Below are 23,618 nucleotides of genomic sequence, written 5' to 3' on the forward strand. Positions count from 1 at the left end.
GACTTTCCGCTGGCGACCTCTAATGTTCTGGTCAAATCCGCTTTAGACATTGGTGCGACTTGGTCTGAACGACGGTGCCGGATAGCGGTAGGGAATGCAGCAATTGATGCTTGGAAAGGGTTATAGTCGCACCGCAATTCAGCCACGGAGATCGAGCCATCGCCATGCGCCACGCCTCCCTGTTGCATGCTCTTACCACAGCCGGCCTGTTCACCGGTCTGTTCCTCGGATCCAGCCTCATCTCAGATGCATCCGCCGTGACCGCCGGCCACGCCTTGGCCGTCTCCGTCGACGATTTCAATTATATCGACACGTCGAACGAGCCCACCGATCAGACGGCCGTGCATGAAAAGCGATTGCGGGCTTTCATGACCGCGCTGCGGGACGACGTCACGGCAGACCGGCGCTTTGAGCTCGTGCCCTCCTCCTGCGCACCAAATTGTCCGACCGACGGACCGGCGTTGCGCGATCGGCTGCGCGCGGCGTCACAGGCCGGCACGCAGATCCTGATCATCGGCATCGTTCACAAGCTAAGCACGCTGGTGCAGGTGGTGCGGATTGCTGCCGTCGATACGACAGCCCAGCGCGTCGTGTTCAGAAAGTACTTCCAGTTCCGCGGTGACAATGACGAGGCATGGCAGCGGGCGGAGCGCTTTGTATCGGAGGAGGTCCGCGACCGGCTGCTTGAAAGTAGATCGCAGCAATAGGCCGCGCGCGTCTGCAATGGGTCGATTCCGTTGAAGAAGTCGGCCCGCGAGCGAGGCGAGCCGCAAATGCGGCACAGCCGACCGCTTCTCAGGCCGGATTTGGCTGCGGCATTGGGACCAGCTTGGCTAGTTTCCGGAGGTTCTGGGCGGTTGCTGCAAGGAGGAACTCGTCGCGAGCCCCGTTTGGTCCACGTAATCGCAGTCGGTCGAGCTTGAGAATGCGCTTGAGGTGAGCGAACAACATTTCGACCTTCTTACGTAGCCGTCGCGATGCTCGACCTTCCCAGGATTTAGCAATCGCCCGCGCCATGTCGCGGGCTCTCTCATGGATCGAGCGAGGCACCTTTCGAGCAGGCGTGTTCGGGCAGCAGTGTGGCCTCAAGGCGCAGGCGTCACAGTCAGCCTTGCTCGCTCGATAAAGCAACGTCTCGCCATCATTCACACGCGTCCCTGTTGTGGTCAGCGTCTTGCCGCCAGGACAGATATAGACGTCGCTGACTGGATCGTAGTTGAAGTCCTCCCGTGTGAAGGTCCCATCCTTGCGCGCTGATTTGTCGAACACGGTCACATGCGGCTCGATGCCGTGCTCATCGACCAGCCAGCCCAGCATGTCGGCTGAACCATAGGCGCTGTCACCGAGAAGCCTGGACGGGTGAAGACCGAAGTTCTTTGCGGTCCGCTCGATCATGCGCTTGGCAGCGAGAACTTCTGCCTGCCGGATCGCTGTGGTCGGCTCAACGTCGACAATGATCGCATTTTCCACATCGATCAGATAGTTCGTGGAGTAGGCAAAGAAAGCCTGTCCGCCATGGGCACCGGTCCAGCGCGCGGCAGGATCAGCCGGTGAGATGAACTTGGGGACGATCTCGGTCGCGGCCCCAAACGCCGCATCGTCCAGGACAGCTAGATACTCGTCGACGGCACGGCTTGCGGCTTTTGGCGGCAACCCCTTTTCGCCCTCGACGCCGTTCTGCCGGTTAGCATCGGCCTTGATCAGGCTAGCATCGACCGCAAAGCCTTCTCCGCCAACCAGACCCTCGTCGATGCAGCGGCGCAAGACGTCTTCGAACAGCCGTCGCAGCAGATCACTATCGCGGAAGCGGCCATGTCGGTTCTTTGAGAAGGTCGAATGATCGGGCACGTCACCATCGAGCCCAAGGCGGCAGAACCAGCGGTATGCCAGGTTGAGGTGAACCTCTTCGCACAGGCGCCGCTCCGAGCGGATGCCGAAGCAGTAACCGACCAACAGCATCCGGATCATCAGCTCGGGCGCGATCGAGGGCCGCCCGATCGTGCTGTAGAAGGGGGATAGCTCTCGCCTTAACCCATCGAGGTCCACGAACCTGTCGATCGATCGCAACAAATGATCGGCCGGAACGTGCCGCTCGAGCGAAAACTCATAGAACAACGCGACCTGCTCAACTCGCTGATGTCCCATCATGATTCAGTCCTCTCGCAACGACTGAATCAGCGAACATCAACCAGCGCAACCGAAGACTTTTTCAACACAATCGGTCACGTGTGGACGGCGCCCTGGCAAGAACTTTCTGACGTTTTGCAGCATTGGTCGGGTGCGGTCACGTGTCCGGCCTTTTAATGCGGCAGGTGTGGCCGCTGGCCCTAATGCTCTGCGCGGATCGGGTCCCAATCGTTCGCATGCACTTGAAAGTGCGTTGACCCAAACGGGCTCTCCCAATCCCCGGAACAACCGTATCTGCATTACGTCGTCATGCCCTCGCCAATCGTTGAAACTCCTGTTGTCTATGCTGCTGGCAGCAATCTTGGCTCTTTGAACTGCTCTCCGCGTACCATCATGGCCCAGGCCATGCGCGCGATCTTATTGGCAAGCGCCACGGCGGCGACCTTGATCGGCCGGCGCTCCATAATATGCGCCAGCCAGAGGCGCCGCGTGCCATGCTGCCGCGCATATCGGATAACGGCCATGGCGCCCGTGACGAGCAGCCATCGCAAATACCGATTTCCCTGCTTTGAAATTCTGCCCAGACGTTCCTTGCCGCCGGTCGAATGCTGCTTGGGAACAAGCCCGATCCAGGCCGCCAGGCTTCGTCCGGACGAGAACTCTTTCCAGTCACCGACTTCTGAGACCAGGGCGGTGGCGACGATGGGACCAACGCCTGGGATCTGCTCGAGCCGGCGACTTTCTTCGCTCGAACGATGCCAGGCATGGATGCGCTTCTCGATAGCTCCGATCTCTGCTGTGATCGCGGCGTGTTGGCCGGCAAGAACATCGAGGCTGAACCGTGCGGCCGCGGGTATCCGACCATCCTTCTCGTCAGCAATGATCTTGAACAGCTCGGCTGTGCCGTTGCGCCCCTTTGCCGAGATAATGCCGAGCTCGGCCAGGTGACCACGGATCGCGTTCGACAGCATCGTTCGTTGACGGACCAGTAGCTGTCGGCTGCGATGCAGCATCAGGCCTGATTGTTGCTGCTCGCTTTTGGTCGGTACAAAACGCATCGACGGACGTGTCACTGCCTCGCAGATCGCCGCAGCATCATTAGCGTCGTTCTTACTGCGCTTGAGATAGGCCTTCACATAACTGGGGGGCATCAGCCGCACCGTATGGCCGAGCGCCCGGAGCTCACGGCTCCAATAATGGGCACTTGGGCAAGCTTCAATGCCAACAACGCAAGCCGGCAAAGTCGAGAAGAACTCCAGCACCTTGGCGCGGCTCACACGTTTGCGGATCACAACCGCGCCATCAACATCTGCGCCGTGAACCTGGAAGACTGACTTCGCAATATCGAGACCGATCGTGCTAACCTCGCCCATGGACGGCTCTCCTCAAAGTGGTTTACTTCAACGCAACCACCCTATGGCACTTCGATGCCGCAGAGTGGGCGCCGTCCACAGCATCAATCGCTACAGGGTGTTTGCCCCCAGGCCGCAGGGGAAGTCCGCTTTGGCCCGAAAACCCACCCGATTCCTATGCCTAACGCGCTGACGCATGCTTCTCGTGCTCTGTAACTCAGCCGAGGAGTATGGCTACGCAGCATCAAGTGAATACACCCCCCGCGCCCAAGCGAGTGCCGTGGAATAGGGGAAAGCTGACTGGCGCAAAGCCACCGCTGCGCCCTAAACACGTGTGGTCGATCCGGACGAAGCTCCAGATCGAAGCCCGCACTCGTGACCTCGCCTTGTTCAATCTGGCAATCGACAGCAAGCTTCGCGGCTGCGACGTGGTCGCCATCCGGGTCGAGGATGTTGCTGCGAGTGGCTACACGGCGGATCGCGCTATTGTCCGGCAAAAGAAAACCGGGCGGCCTGTTAGATTTGAATTAAGTGAGCAAACCCGTCAGGCGGTCGATGACTATCTAAAGGCCGCCAACAAGAGGACCGGGGAGTTCTTATTCACGGGTCGTCGCGGTTCCGACCGCAGCATGACAACGCGCCAATATGCGCGGCTCGTATCGGAATGGATCGGAAGCGTTGGGCTGGACCCGAGGCTGTTTGGCACACACTCATTACGACGCACAAAAGCTACCTTGATCTATCGGCGGACAGGCAACCTGAGAGCGGTCCAACTCTTGCTCGGGCATACGAAGATCGAAAGCACGGTCCGGTATCTTGGCAGCGAGGTTGATGACGCCCTCGCAATAGCGGAACAAGTTGATGTCTGAAATACCAGGGCAGAGCGGACGTGCTCTGCCCTCCCTCAAACCGGTGGTTTGTGCCAACAACGGACCTTCAGGCACCGTTCGACGCGACGCCGCGGCCATAGTACGGGCGAGATTGGGGGTGACGGTTGCGCATCCCCGACGAAAAAGAATCAAGACGAACAGCCGGGGAAAGAAGCCAGCAAAATTGGGAGAAAGCCATGGTCCGCTTATCGGTCCTTACCTCTTTGCTGCTGAGCCTTGTGATCCCGTCCAGCGCAACGTCTGCCCCATTGGCCAAGGAGGTCGAGATCAATGGCGTTCGGCTGCCATATGTAGAGCAAGGCTCTGGGGAACCCGTGGTCTTCGTTCATGGGGTACCCACCGACCTTCGCTCTTGGGAGCCGGTCAGGGAGAGCATCGCCAAGAAGTATCACTTCATCGCCTACACGCAGCGATATTTCGGGACGGGGCCGTGGCCCGACGATGGGAAAAACTTGAGCGTCGCGACCCTGGCGGACGATCTTGCCAAGTTCATCGCGACGCTCAATGCGGGACCTGTTCATCTCGTCGGCTGGTCCTACGGCGGCCAGGTTGCCACGACCGCAGCAGTGAAGAATCCCTCATTGGTCCGCAGCCTCATTCTGTATGAGGCGAGTGTCGCTTCGATGCTGCCGACAGACAGCGCGGAAGGGAAAGCGGCGCGCGAGGACCGCGCCAAAATGCTCGCCCCGGTTATCGCAGCGGCGAAGGCAGGTGACGCTGTTCAGGCTGCCAAGGTGCTACAGGAGGCTGTGTTCCAACTCCCGCCCGGCGAGTTCGACCGCTTCCCGCAGGACCGGCAGACTCGCGTGCTGGACAATGCGAGGACCCTGCCGCTGGTGTTTGCAGCTCCGCCACCGCCGGTTATCACCTGTGACATGCTGAAAAGTTTCGCCCGGCCGACGCTGGTCATGCGCGGGGAGAAGACGCAAGCCTTCTATACGCTGATCGCTGAGGCGATAGGCAAGTGCGTGCCGGGTGCCCAGTTGGTCGTTCTTCCGAATGTCAACCATGACGGGCCGGGTCGTGATCCGGCAGCCTTCAGCGCTGCCGTTCTCGACTTCCTATCGAAGCATCCAGGACTCTGATCTCGTACACCGATGCGGCGAAGCGCACGAAGTCAATATTGACAAATCGTGCGCTGCGTCCATCCTTTCCTCTTGCCGTTCACGAGCGTTGAACGCTTGTAGGATGTATCGGCGTATGCCGACGATGTGATCGACCGCACTCCTCAACGATGCATCGAAGCGAAGTCCGTTCCGGGTCATTTTTCGACCGAGTCTGCGGGCGCTGCCTGCCATTTGATGTCTGCTTTGCGCCAAAAACGGCTCGCTGCCTACGGCTACGCGCTAAGGAATTCACACTCTAGTTCGAGCCCGGCGGCGGATTGGCGAGCTGCGGCGTCAGCGCAAGCGGCGGACGCGGCTTCGGCCTGGCGGCGCCGGGCGCGGGCCTGACGTCGATCGGCGGCGGTAGCGGCGCAACCTGCGGCTGGCCTGCGACAGGCGCCGGCGGCGCGTTGACGACCGGCGGACGCGGCGCCGTCATCTTCTTCGCCGGAGGTCGCCGTGGGTCGCGACCCTTGGGCGCGACTGGCGCGCTCGGCACCGCCTCCGGAATCGGCAACTGGCCCTCCATAGGCAGCACGATTGGCGGCGGCGACGGCGGCGGCGGCTCGCCGCGCTCGATGGCATCGAGCCTTCGCGTTTCGTGATCGATCGCACGCACCGCCAGCCACGACGACAACGGGGCAACGTCGACGCTGCGGCTCAGCGCATCGGGCGTGCCCACGGCAAGCAGTTGAATCTCCGGACGCCCGGTCGTCATCGTCAGCGAAAGGGCGGCCCGGATATCGGCCTGATCGGCGGCGATATCGTATCCGCCGGAGACGGTGGCCCGCACGCCATTGCCGTCGAGCGTCGTCGCGCCGACGCGAAGCCGGCCGTCCCTGATGGTGAACGGGATTTGCGCCAAAGGCACCGCAAGTGCGCCGGCCGGCAAGGTGGATTCAACGATCTGCTTCAATCGAACGTCGTCCTTGGCCTGCCCGCTGTCATTGGCGCGGACCGCCACTTCGAAAGCGCGCGGATCGAGGCCTGAGATCCTGGCCGCTTCCAGCGTCAGCGTTCCGCTGCCAGAAAGCGCGCCCGCCAGCGCCGAGGCGCTGCGGCCCTGGGTCGTCAGCGTCATCTGCATCGACGCGCGGCCGGCAGGCATCGCAAGATTGCGATAGCGCAGCGCGGTGCCGTCAACGCCGGAAAGCTGGACGCTCGCGTTCAAGGCAATTCCGTGCGCGCCCGGCCTTGCATCGATCGTGGCCGTGACATCTCCGCCGCCGATCTTGCCTTTGATGGTATCGAAGGTCAGCGACTGGCCGTCGCTCTTGACCGTCCCGCTCACCGGCTGCAATTCGCTTCCGCCCGGAAGCAGGCCACGCAACGCCTGGAACGCGATCCTGCCGCGCCAGCCTTTCGCCAGCCCGGGGCCGAGCGGCTCGGCGGCATCGTGTCCGGCCGCGCCGAGCGCCAGGGCAAGGGCCGGCGCCAACGCGAGCTGCTCGGCGCCGATTTCGCCCTCGATCTCCTTTTGCTCGCCGAGCGTCACCGCGACTCGGCCGCGCAGGCGCGAGCCGCCGACGCTGCTGTCGAGATCGTCGAAGGTCAGCCGGTTGCCGGTGAGTTGCACGCGCGACGACAGGCCGATGTTCTGTGCCAGCGTATTCGCCGGTTTGAGATCGAGCAGCGGTCCGAAATCGGCGCTGCGAACTTTCAGGCCGAGAACTGCGCTTGCCTCCGGCGCCCATGGTTCAGCGGAACCTTCCGCTTCGGCATCGAGTCCCGTTCCCGAGATCTTTGCCTTGAGCCGCAACGGCGCACCCCACGCACCCGTCGCGGTGCTCTCGAATTGCGCGGGGCCATCGCCCGCCGTGATGGCGCGATCGAAGCCGAGCAACGCCAGCAAGGTGCGACCTTGCTCAGACGACAATTTCGAATCGATCCAGACCTCGCTGCGCTGGAGCGCGGCCAGATCGATGCCCTGGATCGCCGCGACGGAAGGTCTAGCGGTGATCGTGGTGGTGCCCTTGAGCAGCGGCGAGTCGAGTTCGGCGGTGGCGCGTGCCTGGACGCGATCGGACGGCCCGGCATTTTGGGTGAGGTCGACCGCCAGCTTCAGGCGCGCTGGACCCGGGCTCGTCCCCATCGCATTGAGCCGCGCGGCCAGCGGCGGTGAAAAGGGAACGATCAGGCTGGTCAGCCGGCCGAGCGAGGCGGCGCTCGAATTGAGCGCGAACCATCCGGTCGCGTTGACGCGGTCGAAATTGCCCGCGCCGTCCAGCGTCACGTTTTCAAGCTCGCCGACCTTCAACTGCTCAAGCGATATCTTCGCCGGCGAGTAAGCCAGCCTGGCGAGCAGCGGAGATAGCTCCTGGCCGGCGGAATTGGCGCGGCCGATATCGAGCGAAAGCTTTCCCTCGTCCGGCCACTCGCCTTGCGGCCCCATCAGCGATCGCGCAAAGGCCGTGGCGGCATCGAGATCAAGACGCGCCGCTTTCAGTTCGGCATCGATCCGGGAGCCGCGATCCGCCTGCCGGCGCGACACCGCCACCCGCCCCTCCACGGTGCCGCCATCGATATCGGCCTTCATGGTGTCGATGGCAAAGCCTTCGGGCGCCACGGTCATGTCGCCGCGCAGGCGAAGCGGCTTCTGGCTGCGATAAGCGATGTCGCCGCGGCCCTGCAGCCAGGTCAAAAGCGCGTCGGGATCGGAGGATTCGACGCTGAGCGCGGCTTTGAATCGGTCCGGTGCAGCGCTCTTCGCGCCGGCCTCGCTGAGCGAAACCCTGGTCGCGCCGGGCGCGCGGAACTCCAGCCGGTGGACGCGCCAGGATTTGGCATCGCCTTCGAGCTCGGCAGCGATGTCCTGCAATGGGCGCCCGCCGAGTATGACCTGCTCGGAGGCGAGTTCGATTTGTGTCGGGATCGGCAGATGCGGAATGACGGAGCTGAGCGACTGCAGCGTCGGCAGCGCGCGTGCCGGCTCAGTCGAATTATCTTTGCCATTTTCCTTGGCAACGAACCTGTCGGCATCGAGCTGACGTGCCGACAGCGCCGCGCGCAACAGCGGCGTCGCACCGAAACGAATGTCGCCGCTGCCTGCAAGTTTCAGGGCGCGCTCCTCGGCGCCATAGGTCACTTCGACCTGTTCGAGCCGCGCCGCCGAATAATCGGCCTTGACCTTGGCAGCGATGCGCCACGGCGGTTCATCGCCTTTGGCTTTTTGAGCGGGAGCCGCCAGGGTCACTGCACCTTCGAAGCGTGGCGCGCGGGCATCGAAGCTCAAGACACCATCGAGATCGGCCGCGAGCGCACGCTGGCCTGGATCGATATTGAGATGAACGCGGGTACCGTTGCCGTCAGGACCCTGCCCCGACGAGACGCGAAACGGATAGCGCGTGCCCGACAGCATGAAATTGCCGTCGCCGCGGATCGAACCGGCCAGCGAACGCACGTCGCCGCTGAAAGCGATGTCGTTCAGTTCGAGCGTAGAGCGGCTGACCGCGTCATGCAGGGCAATGCGGCCGGTCAGATTGAGCCGATCGATCGCCAGTGAACCCAGATTGAACGCGCCCGTCGATGCCGGCCAGTCGATCCGTCCTCTGGAATCGAGGCCGAGATCGAGCGACATGCGGTTGATCGTCAATTCGGTGGCGCGCACCTCGCCGCGCATCAGCGAGCCCAGGCTGAATTCCACGTCGAGCTTGTCGGCGCGAACCTTGCCGAGATCATTGGCGCCGCCGACCGTGACCGAGTGCAGTTGCAGCGACGGCGCCGGCAATAGGCGCGCGTCGAGCTTGCCGCCGACGCGGACCGGCGCGCCGATGATCCGGCTCGCCTCAGCCTCGAATTGCGGCCGGAACTGGTTCCAGTCGATAAAATACGGCCCGACCAGCGCGGCAATCAGCGCAACGATGAAAGCGATTGCCAGGCCGAGCAGCGTCGTCTGCACGGTGCCTCCCCTTGAACCGCCCCGGCGCAGGCCGCGCGCCATGCCGGACCCTGCCCCGGAGCTGCCCGGAATATAGAGTGAAGTATGGCGAAGTCACAGCGGCATACTGACAGGAGCCCTGACAGAAGCCAGCCAGGTTCTGTCCACTGAATGTGGGGCTCAAAACCGCCGCCAGGGGAGTTGCCAGAGCCTTACCAGCTCGCCGGCAGGCGCTTCAGGCCGCGCAGCACGAAGGTTGGCCGCCATTCCGCATTGACGGCGTCATCGAGCCGCAGGTCCGGTAGCCGGCGCAGCAGGGTCGAGATCGCGATCTCGGCCTCGATCCGCGCCAACTGGGCCCCGAGGCAGAAGTGGATGCCGCCGCCGAACGATAGCGGCTTCACGTTGGGCCGGGTGATATCCAGCCGCTCCGGGTTATCAGGATAGATCGCCGGGTCGTGATTGGCCGAGCCGAGCAGGCACAGCACGGTCTCGCCCTTCGGAATACGTTTTCCGCCGAGATCGTCGATATCCTCCAGCGCCACCCGTCCGGTCAACTGCACCGAGGAATCATAGCGCAGGAACTCCTCGATGGCGTTGGTGATGAGTTCGGGCCTGGCCTTGAGCAGCGCGAGCTGTTCTGGATTGCGATGCAGTGCCAGCAAGCCGTTTCCGATCAGGTTGACGGTGGTCTCGTGGCCGGCGCCGAACAGCAGGATGATGTTGGCGGTCAGTTCCTCGTTGGTGAGCTTGCTGCCGTCTTCCTCGGCTTGCACCAGTTGGGTGACCAGGTCGTCACCCGGGTTTTTGCGCCTGAGATCGAACAGTTGCTGGAAATACATCGCCGCCAGCGCGTTGCTGGCGTTGCCCTGCTTGATCTCCTCCGGCGACAGCGGCACCGGATCGAGCAGGCGTCCGCCGTCGCGTGAACCGGTATAAAACGCCTCGCGATGGTCCTCGGGGATCCCGAGCATGTCGCAGATGATGGTGACCGGCAGGCGGAACGCGAAATCCTCGATCAGGTCCATCTTGCCCTGCGGGATGACGCGGTCGAGCGTCTCATCGACGACCTGCTGGATGCGCGGGCGCATGTCCTCGACCCGGCGCGCGGTAAAGGCCTTCACCACCAGGCCGCGCAAGCGGGTGTGGTCCGGCGGATCCTGCTGCAGCATCCAATGGCTCATGCTGCGGAACACCGGCTCGTCCATGATCTTGGGGCCGTAGCGGCGGACGGTGCGCTCGACATAGTCCTTGCCGAACCGCTTGTCGCGCATGACCAGGCTGACCTCGGCATGGCGGCTTGCGACATACATGCCAAGCGGCGTCAGATGCACGGGATCGGTGGTGCGCATCCGCTCGTAATGCGGATAGGGGTTGCGAATGAATTCGGGGGCCAGCGGATTGAACAACGGCGCGCTACTGGCAGTCTGAACATGCTCGTTCATAGTGACCTCTGCTGGCTGTGCGCCATTCAGCGCGTTTCCCCGCGGCCGATCGGTCGAAATTCGATACATTATTGTATTGAGCTGCATTCTCGCCTAAACTGGACAGATGTCAAGAGTGCGAACGCGACCCACAAGGGACGACACCCGCGAAAAGCTGTTCGAGGCGGCGGCGCGCGTGTTCGAGGAACAGGGGATTGGCGGCGCCAGCATCGAGGCGATTGCGGCGGCGGCCGGCTTCACGCGCGGGGCATTTTATTCGAACTTCAAGAGCAAGGACGAGCTGATCATCGCCATGCTCGAGGATCACGTTGAGCAATCGATCGGGCGCATCCGCGATCTGCTCGAGCGGCACAAGAACCTCGCCGACTTCATCGATGCGTTGAAGACCATGGACCGCAGCCAGCAGGATCCGCTCGGCCGCTCTCCCCTGCTGCACATGGAAATGATCCTGTTCGTGGCGCGCGCCGAAAGGCGCCGGCCTGAACTCGCCAAGCGGCTGCGCGCCCGGCGAAAGCTGGTCACCGACATTATCGAGACCACGGCCAGGAACAGCGGCAGAACGACTATTCTCAATCCGACATGGGCCGGTGCGCTCGTGCTGGCGCTGGAGGACGGCTTTCGCCTGCACCGCCTGATCGATCCCGAGACCACGCCGCCCGACAGCTTTTTTCGCGCCATTGGCGACCTGCAGCGGGCGATGGGAATTTCATCGGCATGAGACGAAAATGTCGACCTCGCGCGACGCGTTGCAATCGCCACCCTGCGCGAAGGCTCGCGAACGCGACACCGGATATTCGACACATTTCTGCGCGCCAATCTATGCGTCGCTTCGCTGCACTCGGATGGCCGCGCCTGAAATACCTGGTCCTGATTTCGCTGTGTTTTGCCACCGCGCTCGGCGCCCGGGCCGAGGAAGTCATCTCGCTCGCGCTGCCCGTCAAATGCCAACCGGGCCTGACCTGCTTCTTTCAAAACTATGTCGATCACGATGCGTCGGACAAGGCACGCGACTATCGCTGCGGCGGACGCAGCTATGACGGTCACGACGGCACCGATATCAGGATTGCGAACCTGGAAATACAGCGACAGGGAATAGAAGTGCTCGCCGCGGCGCCGGGACGCGTCGTCGGGACGCGAAACGACATGGAAGACGTCTCGGTCAGGACCGCCGGCAAGGCCGCCATCGCCGGGAAGGAGTGCGGCAACGGCGCGGTCATCGAACATGAGGGCGGCTGGCGCACGCAATATTGCCACATGGCCAAAGGCAGCGTTCGGATCAAGGTCGGCGATCAAGTGACGACGGGGCAGCCGATCGGCCTGGTCGGACTATCCGGCGACACCGAATTCTTTCACCTTCATTTCACGGTAAGGCATCGCGGAAAGATCGTGGACCCCTTCGCCTATGGTGCGGCCGAGAATTCCTGCGGCGGCGGCCGTTCGATCTGGGCGGCTTCGCTTGGCGAACAGATGCAATACCGACCCCGCGAAATCATCGATTACGGCTTTGCCGGCATCGCCCCAACGATGGAATTGGTCGAGTCCGGAGAAATCGGCAGGGATTCCGTCACGTCGGGTTCGGATGCGCTGGTTGCTTACGTGAGAGCCATCGGCTTGCAGGCTGGCGACCAGCAATCCCTCGCGGTGCAAGGCCCGGGCGGCGCTTCCGTCGCCGCCAACAACTTTCCCGCGCTCGACCGGGACAAGGCGCAGTTTCTCATCACCGCCGGAAAGAAGCGCGCCGAGGCAGCGTGGCCGGCCGGCCGCTACACCGCGACGTATCACGTCATGAGGGACGGCGCAGAAGTGCTGCGGAAAACGTTCGATATCGAACCACGCCCGCGATGAGTTCCTCATCCTGAGGAGCCCGCAGAGCGGGCGTCTCGAAGGATGTAGGCCACAGACGGGGCCTCATGGTTCTCGCGGCGATGCGAAGCATCGTCCGGAGACGCGCGGAGCCTGTCATCGGGCCGCGCTACGCGCGGACCCGCTGGCGCTCCTCACCATGAGGAGCCAATGACGCAGCAAGGCTACGCCGTATCATGCTTGAATGGCGCCTTGTGCATTTGTCCCGCGACCGCCCTCACCTTGCCCGGCGAGGCCTGCCAGATCGCCACTGCCGACAGGATGCTGACGGCAATGCCGAGCGCAAAAGCCGACGTGTAGCTGCCTGAAACATCGTAGAGCAGCCCGGTCGCCCATGGGCCTGCAGCGCCTCCGGCCAATGCGGCCAGCATGATGGTGCCGAAGATGCTGCCGTATTGCTTGCCCTGAAAGATCTCCAGCACCACCGCGCCCATGATCGACGTCAGCCCATAGCCGAGCGCGCCTTGCGTGAAGATCATGAGATAGACCAAAGGCAGTACCGGCGCGAACTTTAAGGCGATCAGCGCCGCAAAGCAGATTGCAAACCCGGCGCAACTGATCGCCCAGATCCATTCGCGGCCGATCCGATCGGAAAGATGCCCGAGCCAGATCTGGCCCGGTATGCCGAGCAGGCTGACGACACCGAGCGCCCATACTGCGACGTTGGCGCTGAAGCCGATGTCGAGCAGGTATTTGGTCTGGTGCACCTGCACCGCGTACCAGACATACAGGCCACAGAAATAGCCGAGCGAAATCCACCAGAATCGCGCGGTACGCAGCGCGCGGCGCAGCGTCCAGTCGGTGGCGGCCCACACGGGATCAACGATGTTCGAGCGAGGCGCGGCCGATGTCGCCGACGGCGCCGCATCGCCATCCGGCAGCAGGCCAATGTCCTCGGGCCGTTTTCTCAGCAGAAGATTGATCGGCGCGAGCACGGCGAGCACCAGAATGCCCATCGCGGTGCAGGCGGTGCGCCAGCCGGTCTGCTCGATCATGTGCTGCACCCATGGCAGCAAGGTCACCGAGCCGATGCCGACGCCGGCAAAGGCGAGCCCCATGGCGAGCCCGCGGCGGCGAATGAACCAGTTCGGCAGAAACAGCGACTGGCCGGAATAGCCGAGGCATACGCTGCCCGCGCCGACCAGCACGCCGATGGTGAGATAGAGATGCCAGGGCTGCGTCGTCAGCGGCGCCAGCAACAACCCGCCGCCCATCAGCGCAACGCCGAGCTCCATCACCGCACGCGGCCCGAGGCGATCCATCATGCGCCCGATCAGCGGGCTGACGCCGCCGGAAACCACGAAGCCGAACGAAAACGCGCCGGCGGTGACGCCACGGTCCCATCCGAACTCGCCGATGATCGGCGGAAAGAACAGCGAGAACGCCGTCCGCGCATTGACGCCGATCGCCATGGTGACGAACGTCACCACAACGATCAGCCAGCCGTAGAAGAAGGGGAGACGCATCACCGCGTTACCATTTCGAGCCGCGTTGTTGCGGATCATCCTGACAACATCACGCTGGCACCCGCGGTTTCGGAGGTCAAGGACGGCGCTTCCAATGATCGGCATTGACCGCGCCGACCGGAATTTCACCCGCGATAATCTTCTCCACCTGCCGCACAGTCTCCAGCGACTGGCTCTCGATCGCCGGCGGCGTCAGGCCGCCGATATGCGGGGTGGCGATGACGTTGGGCAGTTTTGCCAGCTCAGGCGTCGGCATCTGGTCGAGCGCACGGCCGACATCCATCGCGGCGCCGGCGATGCGGTTCTCGCGGAGCGCCGCCGACAGCGCCGCCTCGTCGACGAGATTGCCGCGCGACAGATTGATGAAGAAGGCGTGCGGCTGCATGCGCGCCAGTGCCGCCTGCCCGATCAGATTTTCGGTTTGCTCGTTGGCGACCGCGAGGCAGACGACATAGTCGGAACGATCAAGCAGTTCGTCGAGCGGCACATGCCGGATCGCGGCATCGCTCACCGTCGCAAAGGGATCGGCGACGAGGACCTCCATGGCCAACACCTTGGCGATACCAGCCAAGTGACGGCCGATGCTGCCATAGCCGATGATGCCAAGGTGGCTGCCGGCCAGTTGCCGGCCCATGATGACTTCCGGCTTGCGGCCGGCATGGTAGTCGGCGGTCGCGCGTGAAACCCCGCGCGACAGATCGACCATGAAGCCGAGCGCGAGCTCGGCAACCGATTGAATGAAGCCAGGTCCAGCCCGTGTGACCAGAACGCCGGCGGCCGAAGCGGCTTCGACGTCGACGTTGCGGATGTCGACGGCGCAGCGAACGAAAGCGCGCAGCTTTGGCAGTTTCAAAAATATCTCGCCCGGGCCCGCGGTGAGCCGGTCGGCCACGATGATATCGACATCGCGCGCGGCCTCGATCAGGGCAGCCGCATCGAGCGCGTCGTTTGCTTCATGCAGCATTACCTGCGCTGCGGCCTGGAGCCCGGCAAGACTACGGTCGCCGTAGTACTGGGCGCGAGACTGCGGCGTATGGGTCAACAGGACTTTCAACGCTGAACGGCTTCCCTATCGATCGCCGACCAATGCAGCGTCAACGCCGGCACATCTATGGCCAAACCGCCCCCGCAGGCAAGACGGCAAAGCCGCGTTGGACTACTTGGTCTGCGCCACCGTCGTTCCGTCCCAATCTTCGCCGGCCGGATGTTCGAGCTGCTGCCTGCAGCGCGCGATCATCGTCGTCGACGCTGCATCGTGCTCGCGGATTTCCAGCACTTTCTCGAACGCGCCGATCGCAGCCGAGAAATCCCGCGCACGCCAGGCGGCAAGGCCGGCCTCGTACGAAGCCACCCAGGCAGGTGCGCCGATATCGTCGGCCATGCCGAGCAATTCATAGATCTGCAAACCGCCCGCGCGGCCATAGACCGCCAACCGGTCGAGTTCGCGAACCACGATGCTTTTCCCGGCGAGCCGGCGCGTTTCGGGGCCGATGATGATCGTCGAGCCGTACATCTTGTTGGTGCTTTCCAGCCGGCTCGCAATATTCACGGCATCGCCGATCACAGTGTAGTTCAGCCGCACTTCCGATCCGATATTGCCGACCAGCATGTCGCCGGAATTGATGCCGATGCGGATCCTGACCGGCTGGCCGTGGTCGTCTACGAGGCCTGTCTCCTCCACCGCGCGCCGGCACGCCAAGGCCGCCCGGCAGCAGTCGACGGCATGATCGGGGTTCGGCGACGGTGCGCCCCAGAACGCCATCACGGCGTCGCCGATGAATTTGTCGATGGTGCCGCTCTGGTTCTGAATCTGCGCCGAGACGCAATCGAAGTAGCGCGACAGCAGCGGGATGATGCGATCGCCGAGCCGCTCCGACATGCCGGTGAAGCCGGCGAGATCGATGAACATCACGCTCATCGGCCGCACCGCGCCGCCAAGCCGCGCGCCGTTGCCGTCGCTGATCAGCCGCTTGACGAGGTCAGCGGGGATGTATTTGCGGAACGCGGCCAGCCCCTGCGCCATGTCGCCGATCGCGCCCGACAGGTTTCCGATCTCGGTCAGCCGCGACGGATGCCGCTGCACCTTGTCGAGGTCAAAACGCTCGACATGCCTGATCTCGTTGACCACCTTGATCAAGGGTGCGGCGATCAGGCGTTGGGCGAGCCACGCCGACAGCAGGCCGGCGAAAACGATCAAGACCGCAAGCCCGATCAGCAGGTTTCGGATCGTCATCTGGACCGGTCCGAGAAATTCCGATTCCGGCACCACCGTCACCAGCGACCAGCCCGGAAACGAAATCGGCGTGATCACGGCCTGATAGGCCTTGCCGTCGCGCGTTACCGTCGTATTGAACGGCTGCCCCTCGCCGGGTTCGTAGGCGTTGCCGGCGTTTCGGATCGCCTCGACCGCGACCGGAAACAGCGGATGATCGGTCTTCAGCGCCACCAGTTCGCTGGCATCAGGATCGGGCGAGGCCACCACCTTGCCGTCCCGCTCGAGAATGAAGGCGCCCGCCGACTTGCCAACCGTGAGCTGCGACAGGAAATTCGAGACGCGGGTCAGCTCGATGATGATCGCAACGACGCCGGCCGGTTTCTGATCGATTTCGATGGGGGCCGAAAAGGCCGCCGCCAGCCGCTCCCCGCGCGGATGCGTCGTCAGCGTCGACCAGTGTTCGTCGTTGGTCTCTTTGGCGACCCGAAACCATTCCTGCTCGGTCAGGGAATACTCAGTGTCTTCGAACCAGCTCGCCTTGAGCCGAAGATCGTTGCCGATGAATTCGTAGCGATTGATGCGCAAATTGCGATCGGGCGTGATCTCGAGCATTTCGATGACGTCGTTGCCGAGCTTGTGCCCGGCAAAGAACGAGCCGTCCGGCCATCCAAATGCCACCCAGGAGATCGTCGGTTGCGACAGCAACTGCGACCGGAAAACGACCTCGCGTTTCCTGGCGTCGCGCGGGTCGAACACTTTTTCGGCCAGCAGGGTTCGCACCGACATCATCGACGACCGCGCCTCTGAGGTGACCGACTGCAGTTCGTCGCTGACCGCGGATACGATCTGGTCGTTGATGGTGTTGGCGAGCGTCTGACTGACTTGATGAGCGGTGCGCCACCACAAAAGATGCACGCCGATGGCACTGACGACGATGGACGTCAGCACGAGGATGGAAATGGCGGTGCGGATGCCGAGGCGCATGCAGGGTCTCGTTGACGGTCTGATTACCGCAATACGGGACCATACCAGCGTCTGTTTCGCCGGCGAGGCGATTTCGGCGCCCCGGACACGGCTCTGTGACCGAAGTTGAGCCGTAATGCCGACGAAACTTATCGATTGGCTGTTCCGTACCAGCCAAGACGGCGCTATGCCTTGCGGCAATTCTCGAAGGTCATGCAATGCACGATGTTTCCATCCCGGCGGCCCTGATCGCCGGTCTCGTCAGCTTCCTGTCTCCCTGCGTGCTGCCGCTGGTGCCGCCCTATCTGATCTATCTCACCGGCGCGACCATCGAGCATGTCGCCAATGACGGACCGACGCCGGCCTCCAAGCGCGCGGTGATGGCATCGGCGCTGATGTTCGTGCTCGGCTTTTCCACCGTGTTCGTGGCGCTTGGCGCCAGCGCCTCGCTGATCGGCGGCCTGATCCGCGCCTGGTCGGCGGAGCTCTCGATCGTGGCCGGCATCGTGATCATCATCATGGGCCTGCACTTCCTCGGCCTGACCCGGATCGGCCTGTTGATGCGCGAAGGCCGGATGCCGATGCCGAAGCCGGTCGGCCTGTGGGGCGCCTATGCCATGGGGCTCGCCTTCGCCTTCGGCTGGACCCCCTGCATCGGCCCCATTTTGGCGGCGATTCTGTCAATTGCGGCCGCCGAGGCCACCGTGACCAAGGGCGCCGGCCTGCTCGCGGTCTATTCCGCCGGGCTCGGAATCCCGTTCCTGCTGGCAGCCTTCATGATCGAGCAGTTTTCCGCGCTGTTTGCGCGGATGAAGCGCCACCTCGGCAAGGTCGAGCAAGCCATGGGCGTCCTGATGGTGATCACCGGCATCGGCTTCCTGACCGGCTCCGTCACCAGCATCAGCATCTGGCTGCTGGAGACCTTTCCCGCGCTGCAAAATTTCGGTTAGGCCCCCGTAACAAGCGGGCCGGCGCCAACGAATTTCCTATCAGGACCAGACTGCCGCCACCGCGGCCGCGACGTGGCCGCAGGTCGCTGCTTCGCGTCGCCAAAATACTAAAAGGGGGGTTCGCATGTATTCCATCGTCAATCTGCTCATCCTGCTGCCCGCGCAGATCGCCTCGCATTTTTCCTGGGCCGGCCCCCTGATCATGCGGCTCATCGTCGGTTACACCTTCATGCTGGCCGGCTGGGGCAAGCTCAATCATCTGGCGCAGGTCACCGAAAACTTTATCGGCTGGGGCATTCCGTTTCCCAACATCCTCACCCCTTTTGTGGCGGGCGTCGAATTCTTCGGCGGCGCGATGCTGATCCTCGGCCTGTTCACGCGAATCCCGGCCGCGATGCTGGCAGTGGTCATGGTTGTCGCCATCAAGTCGGCGAAATGGGGCGACGTCGATTCACTGGAGACGCTGCTCGGTTTTGAGGAAGCTGCCTACTTCGCCGGCTTCATATGGCTTGCGATTGCCGGCCCCGGCGCGGCGTCACTGGACCGGCTGCTGCTGAATGCCAGCGGTCACCCAAAAGCTTCAACGTGACACTCACAATCCCGTGACATCGGCTAATGCTTGAGCCCTGATCTCGCCGCCTGCGTAGCTGGAGAAAACGCCACGCTTCCGGGAGCTACCATGAAATTCGTCCGCATTGCCGCCTTCGCTCTCGCCGCGCTTGCGGCATCGCCGTCGTTTAGTTCGGACGGGCCCAAATGGAGTGAGTGGAGCGACGATCTGTTCGCCCGTGCGCAGGCCGAACAGCCTTTCGTCATCCTCGATCTCGAGGCGGTGTGGTGCCACTGGTGCCACGTGATGGAGAAGACGACCTACGCCAATCCCGAGGTCAGGGACTTGTTGGCCGCAAAATATCTGCCGGTGCGGGTCGATCAGGATGCCAATCCCGACCTGTCGAGCCGCTACGGCGACTGGGGCTGGCCGGCGACCATCGTGTTCGGCCCCGACGGCACCGAAATCGCCAAACTCAGGGGCTATATCGAGCCGGAACGGATGCAGGCGCTTCTCAAGGCGATCATCGATGATCCCTCGCCGGGACCGTCGGTCGGTGAAGCCTTTGAGGTGAAGCCGTCGACCTCGGCCTTTCTCGACAAGCAACAGCGCGCCGCGCTGATGAAGACTGTCGACGAAGCTTATGAGGAAAAACTCGGCGGCTGGGGCGAGAACCAGAAGTACATCGACGCCGACAGCATGGACCTTGCGATCAGCCGCGCCGAGTCCGGCGACGCCACGGCCATCAAGCGCGCCCGGCAGACGCTCGATTCGGCCATCGCGCTGATCGATCCGGTCTGGGGCGGCGTGTACCAGTATTCCGAAGCGGACTCCTGGACGCATCCGCATTTCGAAAAGATCATGTCATTCCAGGCGCAATATCTCCGGCAATACAGCCAGGCCTATGCGCTATGGAAAGATCCGAAATATCTTGCCGCCGCGCGCAACATCGAACGCTATCTCGCGGAATTCCTCACCAGCCCCGAGGGTGCGTTCTATGTCAGCCAGGATGCCGATCTCAACCACGAGATCGACGGGCACAAATACTACGCGCTATCGGACAGCGAGCGGCGCAAACTGGGAATGCCGCGCATCGACAAGAACCTGTATGCGCGCGAAAACGGCTGGGCGATCTCGGGGCTTTCGGCCTACTACAACGTCACCAATGATCCCAAGGTGCTGGCGATTGCCGAACGCGCCGCGAAATGGGTGATCGACAACCGCGCCCTGCCGGATGGCGGCTTCCGCCACGGTGAGAAGGATCGCGGCGGCCCGTTCCTCGGCGACACAGTTTCGATGGGCCAGGCCTTCCTCGATCTCTATGCCGCCACGGGAAACCGCGACTGGCTCACCTTGGCAGCGAAGACCGGCGATTTCATCGCGACCTTTCGTGACGAGGCCGGCGGCTTCGTGACCTCGAAGACAGCGGAAGCCAAAACCGGCGTGCTCGCCAAGCCCGCCAAGCTGATCGACGATCAAGTGCAGGTCGCAAGGTTCATGAACCTGCTTAACCGTTACTTCGGCACCGAGGCCTATCGCGAAGCGCCGCGCACGCGATGCGCTATCTCGCCAGCGCCTCGGCCGGGATGATGGGTCCTCTGCCCGGCGTCCTGCTCGCCGACGAAGAGCTCGCGGTTGAACCCACCCACATGACGATTGTCGGACAGAAGGACGACGCCCGCGCGATAAACCTGCATGCCCTGGCCCGCGCGCTGCCGGCCCGTTACAAGCGACTAGAGTGGCTGGATCTGGAGGGCAAACTGCCCAATCCCGACGTCGAATATCCGGACCTTGGCGAACCCGCGGCGTTCGCCTGCAGCAATCGCATCTGTTCGTTTCCGTCCTTCAATGCCGAGGAGCTGCGGGCAACGGTAGCGCAGATGGCCAAGCTGAAACCTGTGCGGGGATAGCCGAATCGAATTTCCTTGTGCGGTGTAGCTAAACGCGAACTCCGGCTAATCTGTTGACGCGACGCGCTTTCTGAGTGGCGCGCGCTTACGCACGGCCATTGCGGCGCATAACGAAATACTCTCCAACCGCCGGGGTTAGACATGGACGGGATGTCCAATCGCAAAAAAGAAAATTTTCTTTTCAAATTCTGTAACCAAATCGCCCGATGCCCCGTAACTGGCCTTGGATGAACATTCGGTCACGGAGGCTTGACGTTTTCTGCAAGCGCCCGCGGCCTGATTGCCATCCGTCACATCGCTTGCGTTGTGAGGGTCCGTGATCGAAACGGTCAACGGATGCTCGCGACGTCCCGCCTTCACACAATCATCGAGGAGATCGTCATGAAGTTGAATTCCAAATCCGGCGCGACGCTCGCCGCTGCCGCCGCCACCCTGTTGCTCGCCGGCTCGGTGGTGTCGACGGTATCGACGCCTGCGAACGCCGCCCAGGGCAAGTGTATGGCCGGCAATGCCTGCAAGGGCCAGAGCGCCTGCAAGGGCGCGGCCAACGCCTGCAAGGGCCAGAATGCCTGCAAGGGGCAAGGCTTCTCGGCGACCTCCGAGAAGGCTTGCGCCGCCATGGGCGCCAAGTTCGTCAAGGGTTGATCGGCGGATCAGACGCCGCGAGGGCTCGGCGCTGCCGGGCCCTCACTGTTTCGAGCAGGCGGCCGAAAAATACTTGGCTTCCCGTGTAACTTAGTCCAGATCCGTCACGTAGCTATCGCTGGGTGCAGTTTGTCGGCCGGACCTGTCGCGGCTTGCGGGCGATGCACCCTCACACTTCCTTTGGAGGATACGAATGAAGATGACTTCCAAGTCCGGCGCGACCCTCGCCGCCGCTGCAGCCACCCTGTTCCTGGCCGGCGCCACCGTGTCGACCGTGGCCTATGCCGCCGGCGAAGGTAAGTGCGTCGGCGCCAATGCCTGCAAGGGCCAGAGCGCTTGCAAGGGTGCCAGCAATGCCTGCAAGGGCCAGAACGCCTGCAAGGGGCAAGGCTTCTCTGCGATGACCAAGGAAAAGTGCGACGCCGCCAAGGGCAAGTACATGCCGTCTTAAGTCGCGGTCCGATCGAGGCCCGGTGTAGGCCGGGCCTCGCATCCATGCTAGGTTGATATCACAGTATGGGACACGCCGCCTCGTTTGGCTGGTCCGTTCGAGCGGAGACGAGATGAACGTCGCAAGCAGATTGCCAGACACGTCGGCGGCCGCGCTTGCAGACCGCCCAGTGACATCGGCCAAGCCGCCCTTCCTCGGCTTCGGTCTCGGCCTGCGCCACCAGCACTACGACGAAATCCTGAGCAGCAATCCGCCGATCGACTGGTTCGAAGTCATCAGCGAAAACTACATGCTGCCCGGTGGCCAGCCGCTGCGCACGCTCGATCGGATATGCGAACGCTACCCGGTGGTGATGCACGGCGTGTCGATGTCGATCGCCTCCACCGCTCCGCCGGATTTCGAATATCTGCAAGCCCTGAAGGATCTCGCCCGGCGCATCGAGCCGAAATGGATGTCGGACCATCTGTGCTGGACCGGCGTGCACGGCAAGAACCTGCATGATCTGCTGCCGATCCCTTACACCAGGGAAGCGCTCGATCACGTCGTCAGCCGGGTCCAACTGGTGCAGGATTTCCTCGGCCGCGCCATCGTGCTCGAGAACGTCTCGACCTATGTCCAGTTCAGCAATTCCGAAATGACGGAATGGGAATTTTTGTCCGAGCTGTCGCGCCGCTCCGGATGCTGGCTTTTGTTCGACGTGAACAACGTCTATGTCAGCGCCTTCAACCACGGCTACGATCCCTTGACCTTCCTCAACGGAATTCCGCCGGATCGCGTGGTGCAGTTTCACATCGCCGGCCACAGCCACATGGGCACCCATATCATCGACACCCACGACCACCCGGTATGCGAGGACGTCTGGGAGCTCTATGCCGCGGCGTTGAAACGTTTCGGCCGGGTCTCGACCATGATCGAGCGCGACGACAACATCCCGCCGCTCGACGAACTTCTGCTCGAGGTTGCCAGGACCCGCGAGATGGCCGAGAAAATCCTGCCAACAGACAGTCGCGCGGGATGAGCGACTTCGCCAGACAGCAGGCCGAGTTTCAGCGCGGCATCCTCGATGGCGACGATACGGTGCTGGCTGAAATCCTCGACAGCCCGCGCGAGAAGCGCGAGGTGCTGTTCGGGGTCTATCGGTATGCCTACGGCTCGCGGCTGGTCGAAGCGATGCGCAACGACCATGAGCTGCTGCATCTTTATCTCGGCGACGAGATGTTCGACGAGATGGGGCGCGCTTACGTCAAGGCGCGGCCATCAGAGCATCCGAACCTGCGCTGGTTCTCGCAAGACCTGCCGGAGTTCTTGAAATCGGCCAAGCCTTACTCGGATCATCCCGTGCTGTCCGATCTGGCCGCGCTCGAAAAGGCGCTCAACGACGCCTTTGATGCCGCGGAGGGCAAGGTCGTCGAGCTGAACGACATGGCGGGCTTTGCCCCCGAAGCGTGGTCCGGCCTCAGATTCCAGCCGCATCCCAGTGCCTCCAGGCTCGACCTCGCGACCAACGCGGCCGCGATCTGGCTCGCGCTCAAGAACGACGAAACGCCGCCGGACGCGACCGCACTGGAGCAACCGGCGCATCTCTTGATCTGGCGCCAGGACGTCACGCCGATGTTCCGCGAGCTCTCGGTGGAAGAGGCGATGATGTGGGACGAGGCCGCGAACGGCATTCCGTTCGGCGTGCTCTGCGAGATGCTCGCGACCTATGACGACCCCGACAGCGCGGCAGGCCGCGGCGCCGGCTATCTGCACGGCTGGATCACAGCAGGATTTTTGACGGATGTTTCCGTCGGCTCATGAAGAGGAGC

General features: G+C 62.9%; 21 protein-coding genes. 13 read left to right on the plus strand and 8 right to left on the minus strand.

What is annotated here, in order from left to right:
- Nucleotides 1–164: 164 nt before the first annotated feature.
- Nucleotides 165–707, plus strand: a complete 543-nt coding sequence (locus tag RX328_RS35955; protein WP_213254391.1) for a DUF2380 domain-containing protein — start codon at nucleotides 165–167, stop codon at nucleotides 705–707.
- 88 nt (nucleotides 708–795) lie between these two features.
- On the opposite strand, the gene RX328_RS35960 is transcribed toward RX328_RS35955, so the two are convergent.
- Nucleotides 796–2,148, minus strand: coding sequence for a transposase (locus tag RX328_RS35960; protein ID WP_213257637.1), 1,353 nt, complete (start codon nucleotides 2,146–2,148; stop codon nucleotides 796–798).
- Nucleotides 2,149–2,468: 320 nt separating this feature from the next.
- A complete protein-coding gene (locus tag RX328_RS35965) occupies nucleotides 2,469–3,500 on the minus strand; it encodes an IS110 family transposase (protein WP_317258574.1) in 1,032 nt (343 codons plus the stop codon).
- A 209-nt stretch (nucleotides 3,501–3,709) separates the two neighbouring features.
- Here RX328_RS35965 and RX328_RS35970 point away from each other — a divergent pair, with 209 nt between their 5' ends.
- The gene (locus RX328_RS35970; RefSeq protein ID WP_213248866.1) at nucleotides 3,710–4,348 is read left to right on the plus strand and encodes a tyrosine-type recombinase/integrase; all 639 of its coding nucleotides are present in this window, start codon (nucleotides 3,710–3,712) and stop codon (nucleotides 4,346–4,348) included.
- A gap of 125 nt (nucleotides 4,349–4,473) precedes the next feature.
- The gene (locus tag RX328_RS35975) at nucleotides 4,474–5,454 is read left to right on the plus strand and encodes an alpha/beta fold hydrolase (RefSeq protein WP_213248867.1); all 981 of its coding nucleotides are present in this window, start codon (nucleotides 4,474–4,476) and stop codon (nucleotides 5,452–5,454) included.
- Between the two features lie 277 nt (nucleotides 5,455–5,731).
- On the opposite strand, the gene RX328_RS35980 is transcribed toward RX328_RS35975, so the two are convergent.
- Nucleotides 5,732–9,373, minus strand: a complete 3,642-nt coding sequence (locus RX328_RS35980; RefSeq protein WP_213248868.1) for an AsmA-like C-terminal region-containing protein — start codon at nucleotides 9,371–9,373, stop codon at nucleotides 5,732–5,734.
- Nucleotides 9,374–9,564: 191 nt separating this feature from the next.
- Nucleotides 9,565–10,797 carry a cytochrome P450 gene (locus RX328_RS35985; protein WP_213248869.1) on the minus strand — a complete coding sequence of 411 codons (1,233 nt, stop codon included), beginning with the start codon at nucleotides 10,795–10,797 and terminating at the stop codon, nucleotides 9,565–9,567.
- A 106-nt stretch (nucleotides 10,798–10,903) separates the two neighbouring features.
- Here RX328_RS35985 and RX328_RS35990 point away from each other — a divergent pair, with 106 nt between their 5' ends.
- Together RX328_RS35990 and RX328_RS35995 are read left to right on the plus strand one after the other, a co-directional pair.
- Complete coding sequence (locus tag RX328_RS35990) at nucleotides 10,904–11,515, plus strand: TetR/AcrR family transcriptional regulator (protein ID WP_213248870.1); 612 nt, start codon at nucleotides 10,904–10,906, stop codon at nucleotides 11,513–11,515.
- Between the two features lie 101 nt (nucleotides 11,516–11,616).
- Nucleotides 11,617–12,642 carry a M23 family metallopeptidase gene (locus tag RX328_RS35995; protein ID WP_213248872.1) on the plus strand — a complete coding sequence of 342 codons (1,026 nt, stop codon included), beginning with the start codon at nucleotides 11,617–11,619 and terminating at the stop codon, nucleotides 12,640–12,642.
- 182 nt (nucleotides 12,643–12,824) lie between these two features.
- On the opposite strand, the gene RX328_RS36000 is transcribed toward RX328_RS35995, so the two are convergent.
- The 3 genes from RX328_RS36000 to RX328_RS36010 all read right to left on the minus strand — a co-directional run bounded on the left by RX328_RS36000 (nucleotide 12,825) and on the right by RX328_RS36010 (nucleotide 17,325).
- On the minus strand, nucleotides 12,825–14,126 hold the full coding sequence (locus RX328_RS36000; protein ID WP_213248874.1) for an MFS transporter: 1,302 nt from the start codon (nucleotides 14,124–14,126) through the stop codon (nucleotides 12,825–12,827).
- Between the two features lie 76 nt (nucleotides 14,127–14,202).
- The gene (locus RX328_RS36005) at nucleotides 14,203–15,180 is read right to left on the minus strand and encodes a hydroxyacid dehydrogenase (protein WP_213248876.1); all 978 of its coding nucleotides are present in this window, start codon (nucleotides 15,178–15,180) and stop codon (nucleotides 14,203–14,205) included.
- A gap of 102 nt (nucleotides 15,181–15,282) precedes the next feature.
- Nucleotides 15,283–17,325 (minus strand): adenylate/guanylate cyclase domain-containing protein, encoded by a 2,043-nt coding sequence (locus tag RX328_RS36010; protein ID WP_213248877.1) that lies wholly within the window; start codon nucleotides 17,323–17,325, stop codon nucleotides 15,283–15,285.
- A 197-nt stretch (nucleotides 17,326–17,522) separates the two neighbouring features.
- On the opposite strand from RX328_RS36010, the gene RX328_RS36015 reads away from it, so the two are divergent.
- The 4 genes from RX328_RS36015 to RX328_RS36030 all read left to right on the plus strand — a co-directional run bounded on the left by RX328_RS36015 (nucleotide 17,523) and on the right by RX328_RS36030 (nucleotide 20,714).
- Nucleotides 17,523–18,254, plus strand: coding sequence for a cytochrome c biogenesis CcdA family protein (locus tag RX328_RS36015; protein WP_213248879.1), 732 nt, complete (start codon nucleotides 17,523–17,525; stop codon nucleotides 18,252–18,254).
- 124 nt (nucleotides 18,255–18,378) lie between these two features.
- A complete protein-coding gene (locus RX328_RS36020) occupies nucleotides 18,379–18,843 on the plus strand; it encodes a DoxX family protein (protein WP_213248881.1) in 465 nt (154 codons plus the stop codon).
- Nucleotides 18,844–18,933: 90 nt separating this feature from the next.
- The gene (locus tag RX328_RS36025; protein WP_213248883.1) at nucleotides 18,934–20,394 is read left to right on the plus strand and encodes a DUF255 domain-containing protein; all 1,461 of its coding nucleotides are present in this window, start codon (nucleotides 18,934–18,936) and stop codon (nucleotides 20,392–20,394) included.
- The gene (locus RX328_RS36030) at nucleotides 20,361–20,714 is read left to right on the plus strand and encodes a hypothetical protein (protein ID WP_213248885.1); all 354 of its coding nucleotides are present in this window, start codon (nucleotides 20,361–20,363) and stop codon (nucleotides 20,712–20,714) included. Before RX328_RS36025 ends, RX328_RS36030 begins: the two co-directional genes overlap by 34 nt.
- A gap of 135 nt (nucleotides 20,715–20,849) precedes the next feature.
- On the opposite strand, the gene RX328_RS36035 is transcribed toward RX328_RS36030, so the two are convergent.
- Nucleotides 20,850–21,047, minus strand: a complete 198-nt coding sequence (locus RX328_RS36035; protein ID WP_213248887.1) for a hypothetical protein — start codon at nucleotides 21,045–21,047, stop codon at nucleotides 20,850–20,852.
- A 48-nt stretch (nucleotides 21,048–21,095) separates the two neighbouring features.
- Here RX328_RS36035 and RX328_RS36040 point away from each other — a divergent pair, with 48 nt between their 5' ends.
- The 4 genes from RX328_RS36040 (at nucleotide 21,096) to RX328_RS36055 (ending at nucleotide 23,610) form a co-directional block, all read left to right on the plus strand.
- Nucleotides 21,096–21,359, plus strand: a complete 264-nt coding sequence (locus RX328_RS36040; protein ID WP_213248888.1) for a hypothetical protein — start codon at nucleotides 21,096–21,098, stop codon at nucleotides 21,357–21,359.
- Between the two features lie 193 nt (nucleotides 21,360–21,552).
- On the plus strand, nucleotides 21,553–21,810 hold the full coding sequence (locus RX328_RS36045; protein ID WP_057846977.1) for a hypothetical protein: 258 nt from the start codon (nucleotides 21,553–21,555) through the stop codon (nucleotides 21,808–21,810).
- A 112-nt stretch (nucleotides 21,811–21,922) separates the two neighbouring features.
- Nucleotides 21,923–22,828, plus strand: a complete 906-nt coding sequence (locus RX328_RS36050; RefSeq protein WP_213248890.1) for a DUF692 domain-containing protein — start codon at nucleotides 21,923–21,925, stop codon at nucleotides 22,826–22,828.
- Nucleotides 22,825–23,610 (plus strand): DNA-binding domain-containing protein, encoded by a 786-nt coding sequence (locus RX328_RS36055; RefSeq protein WP_213248892.1) that lies wholly within the window; start codon nucleotides 22,825–22,827, stop codon nucleotides 23,608–23,610. Before RX328_RS36050 ends, RX328_RS36055 begins: the two co-directional genes overlap by 4 nt.
- Nucleotides 23,611–23,618 lie beyond the last annotated feature (8 nt).

Origin of the sequence: Bradyrhizobium sp. sBnM-33, from assembly GCF_032917945.1 — a bacterium.
Taxonomy (GTDB): domain Bacteria; phylum Pseudomonadota; class Alphaproteobacteria; order Rhizobiales; family Xanthobacteraceae; genus Bradyrhizobium.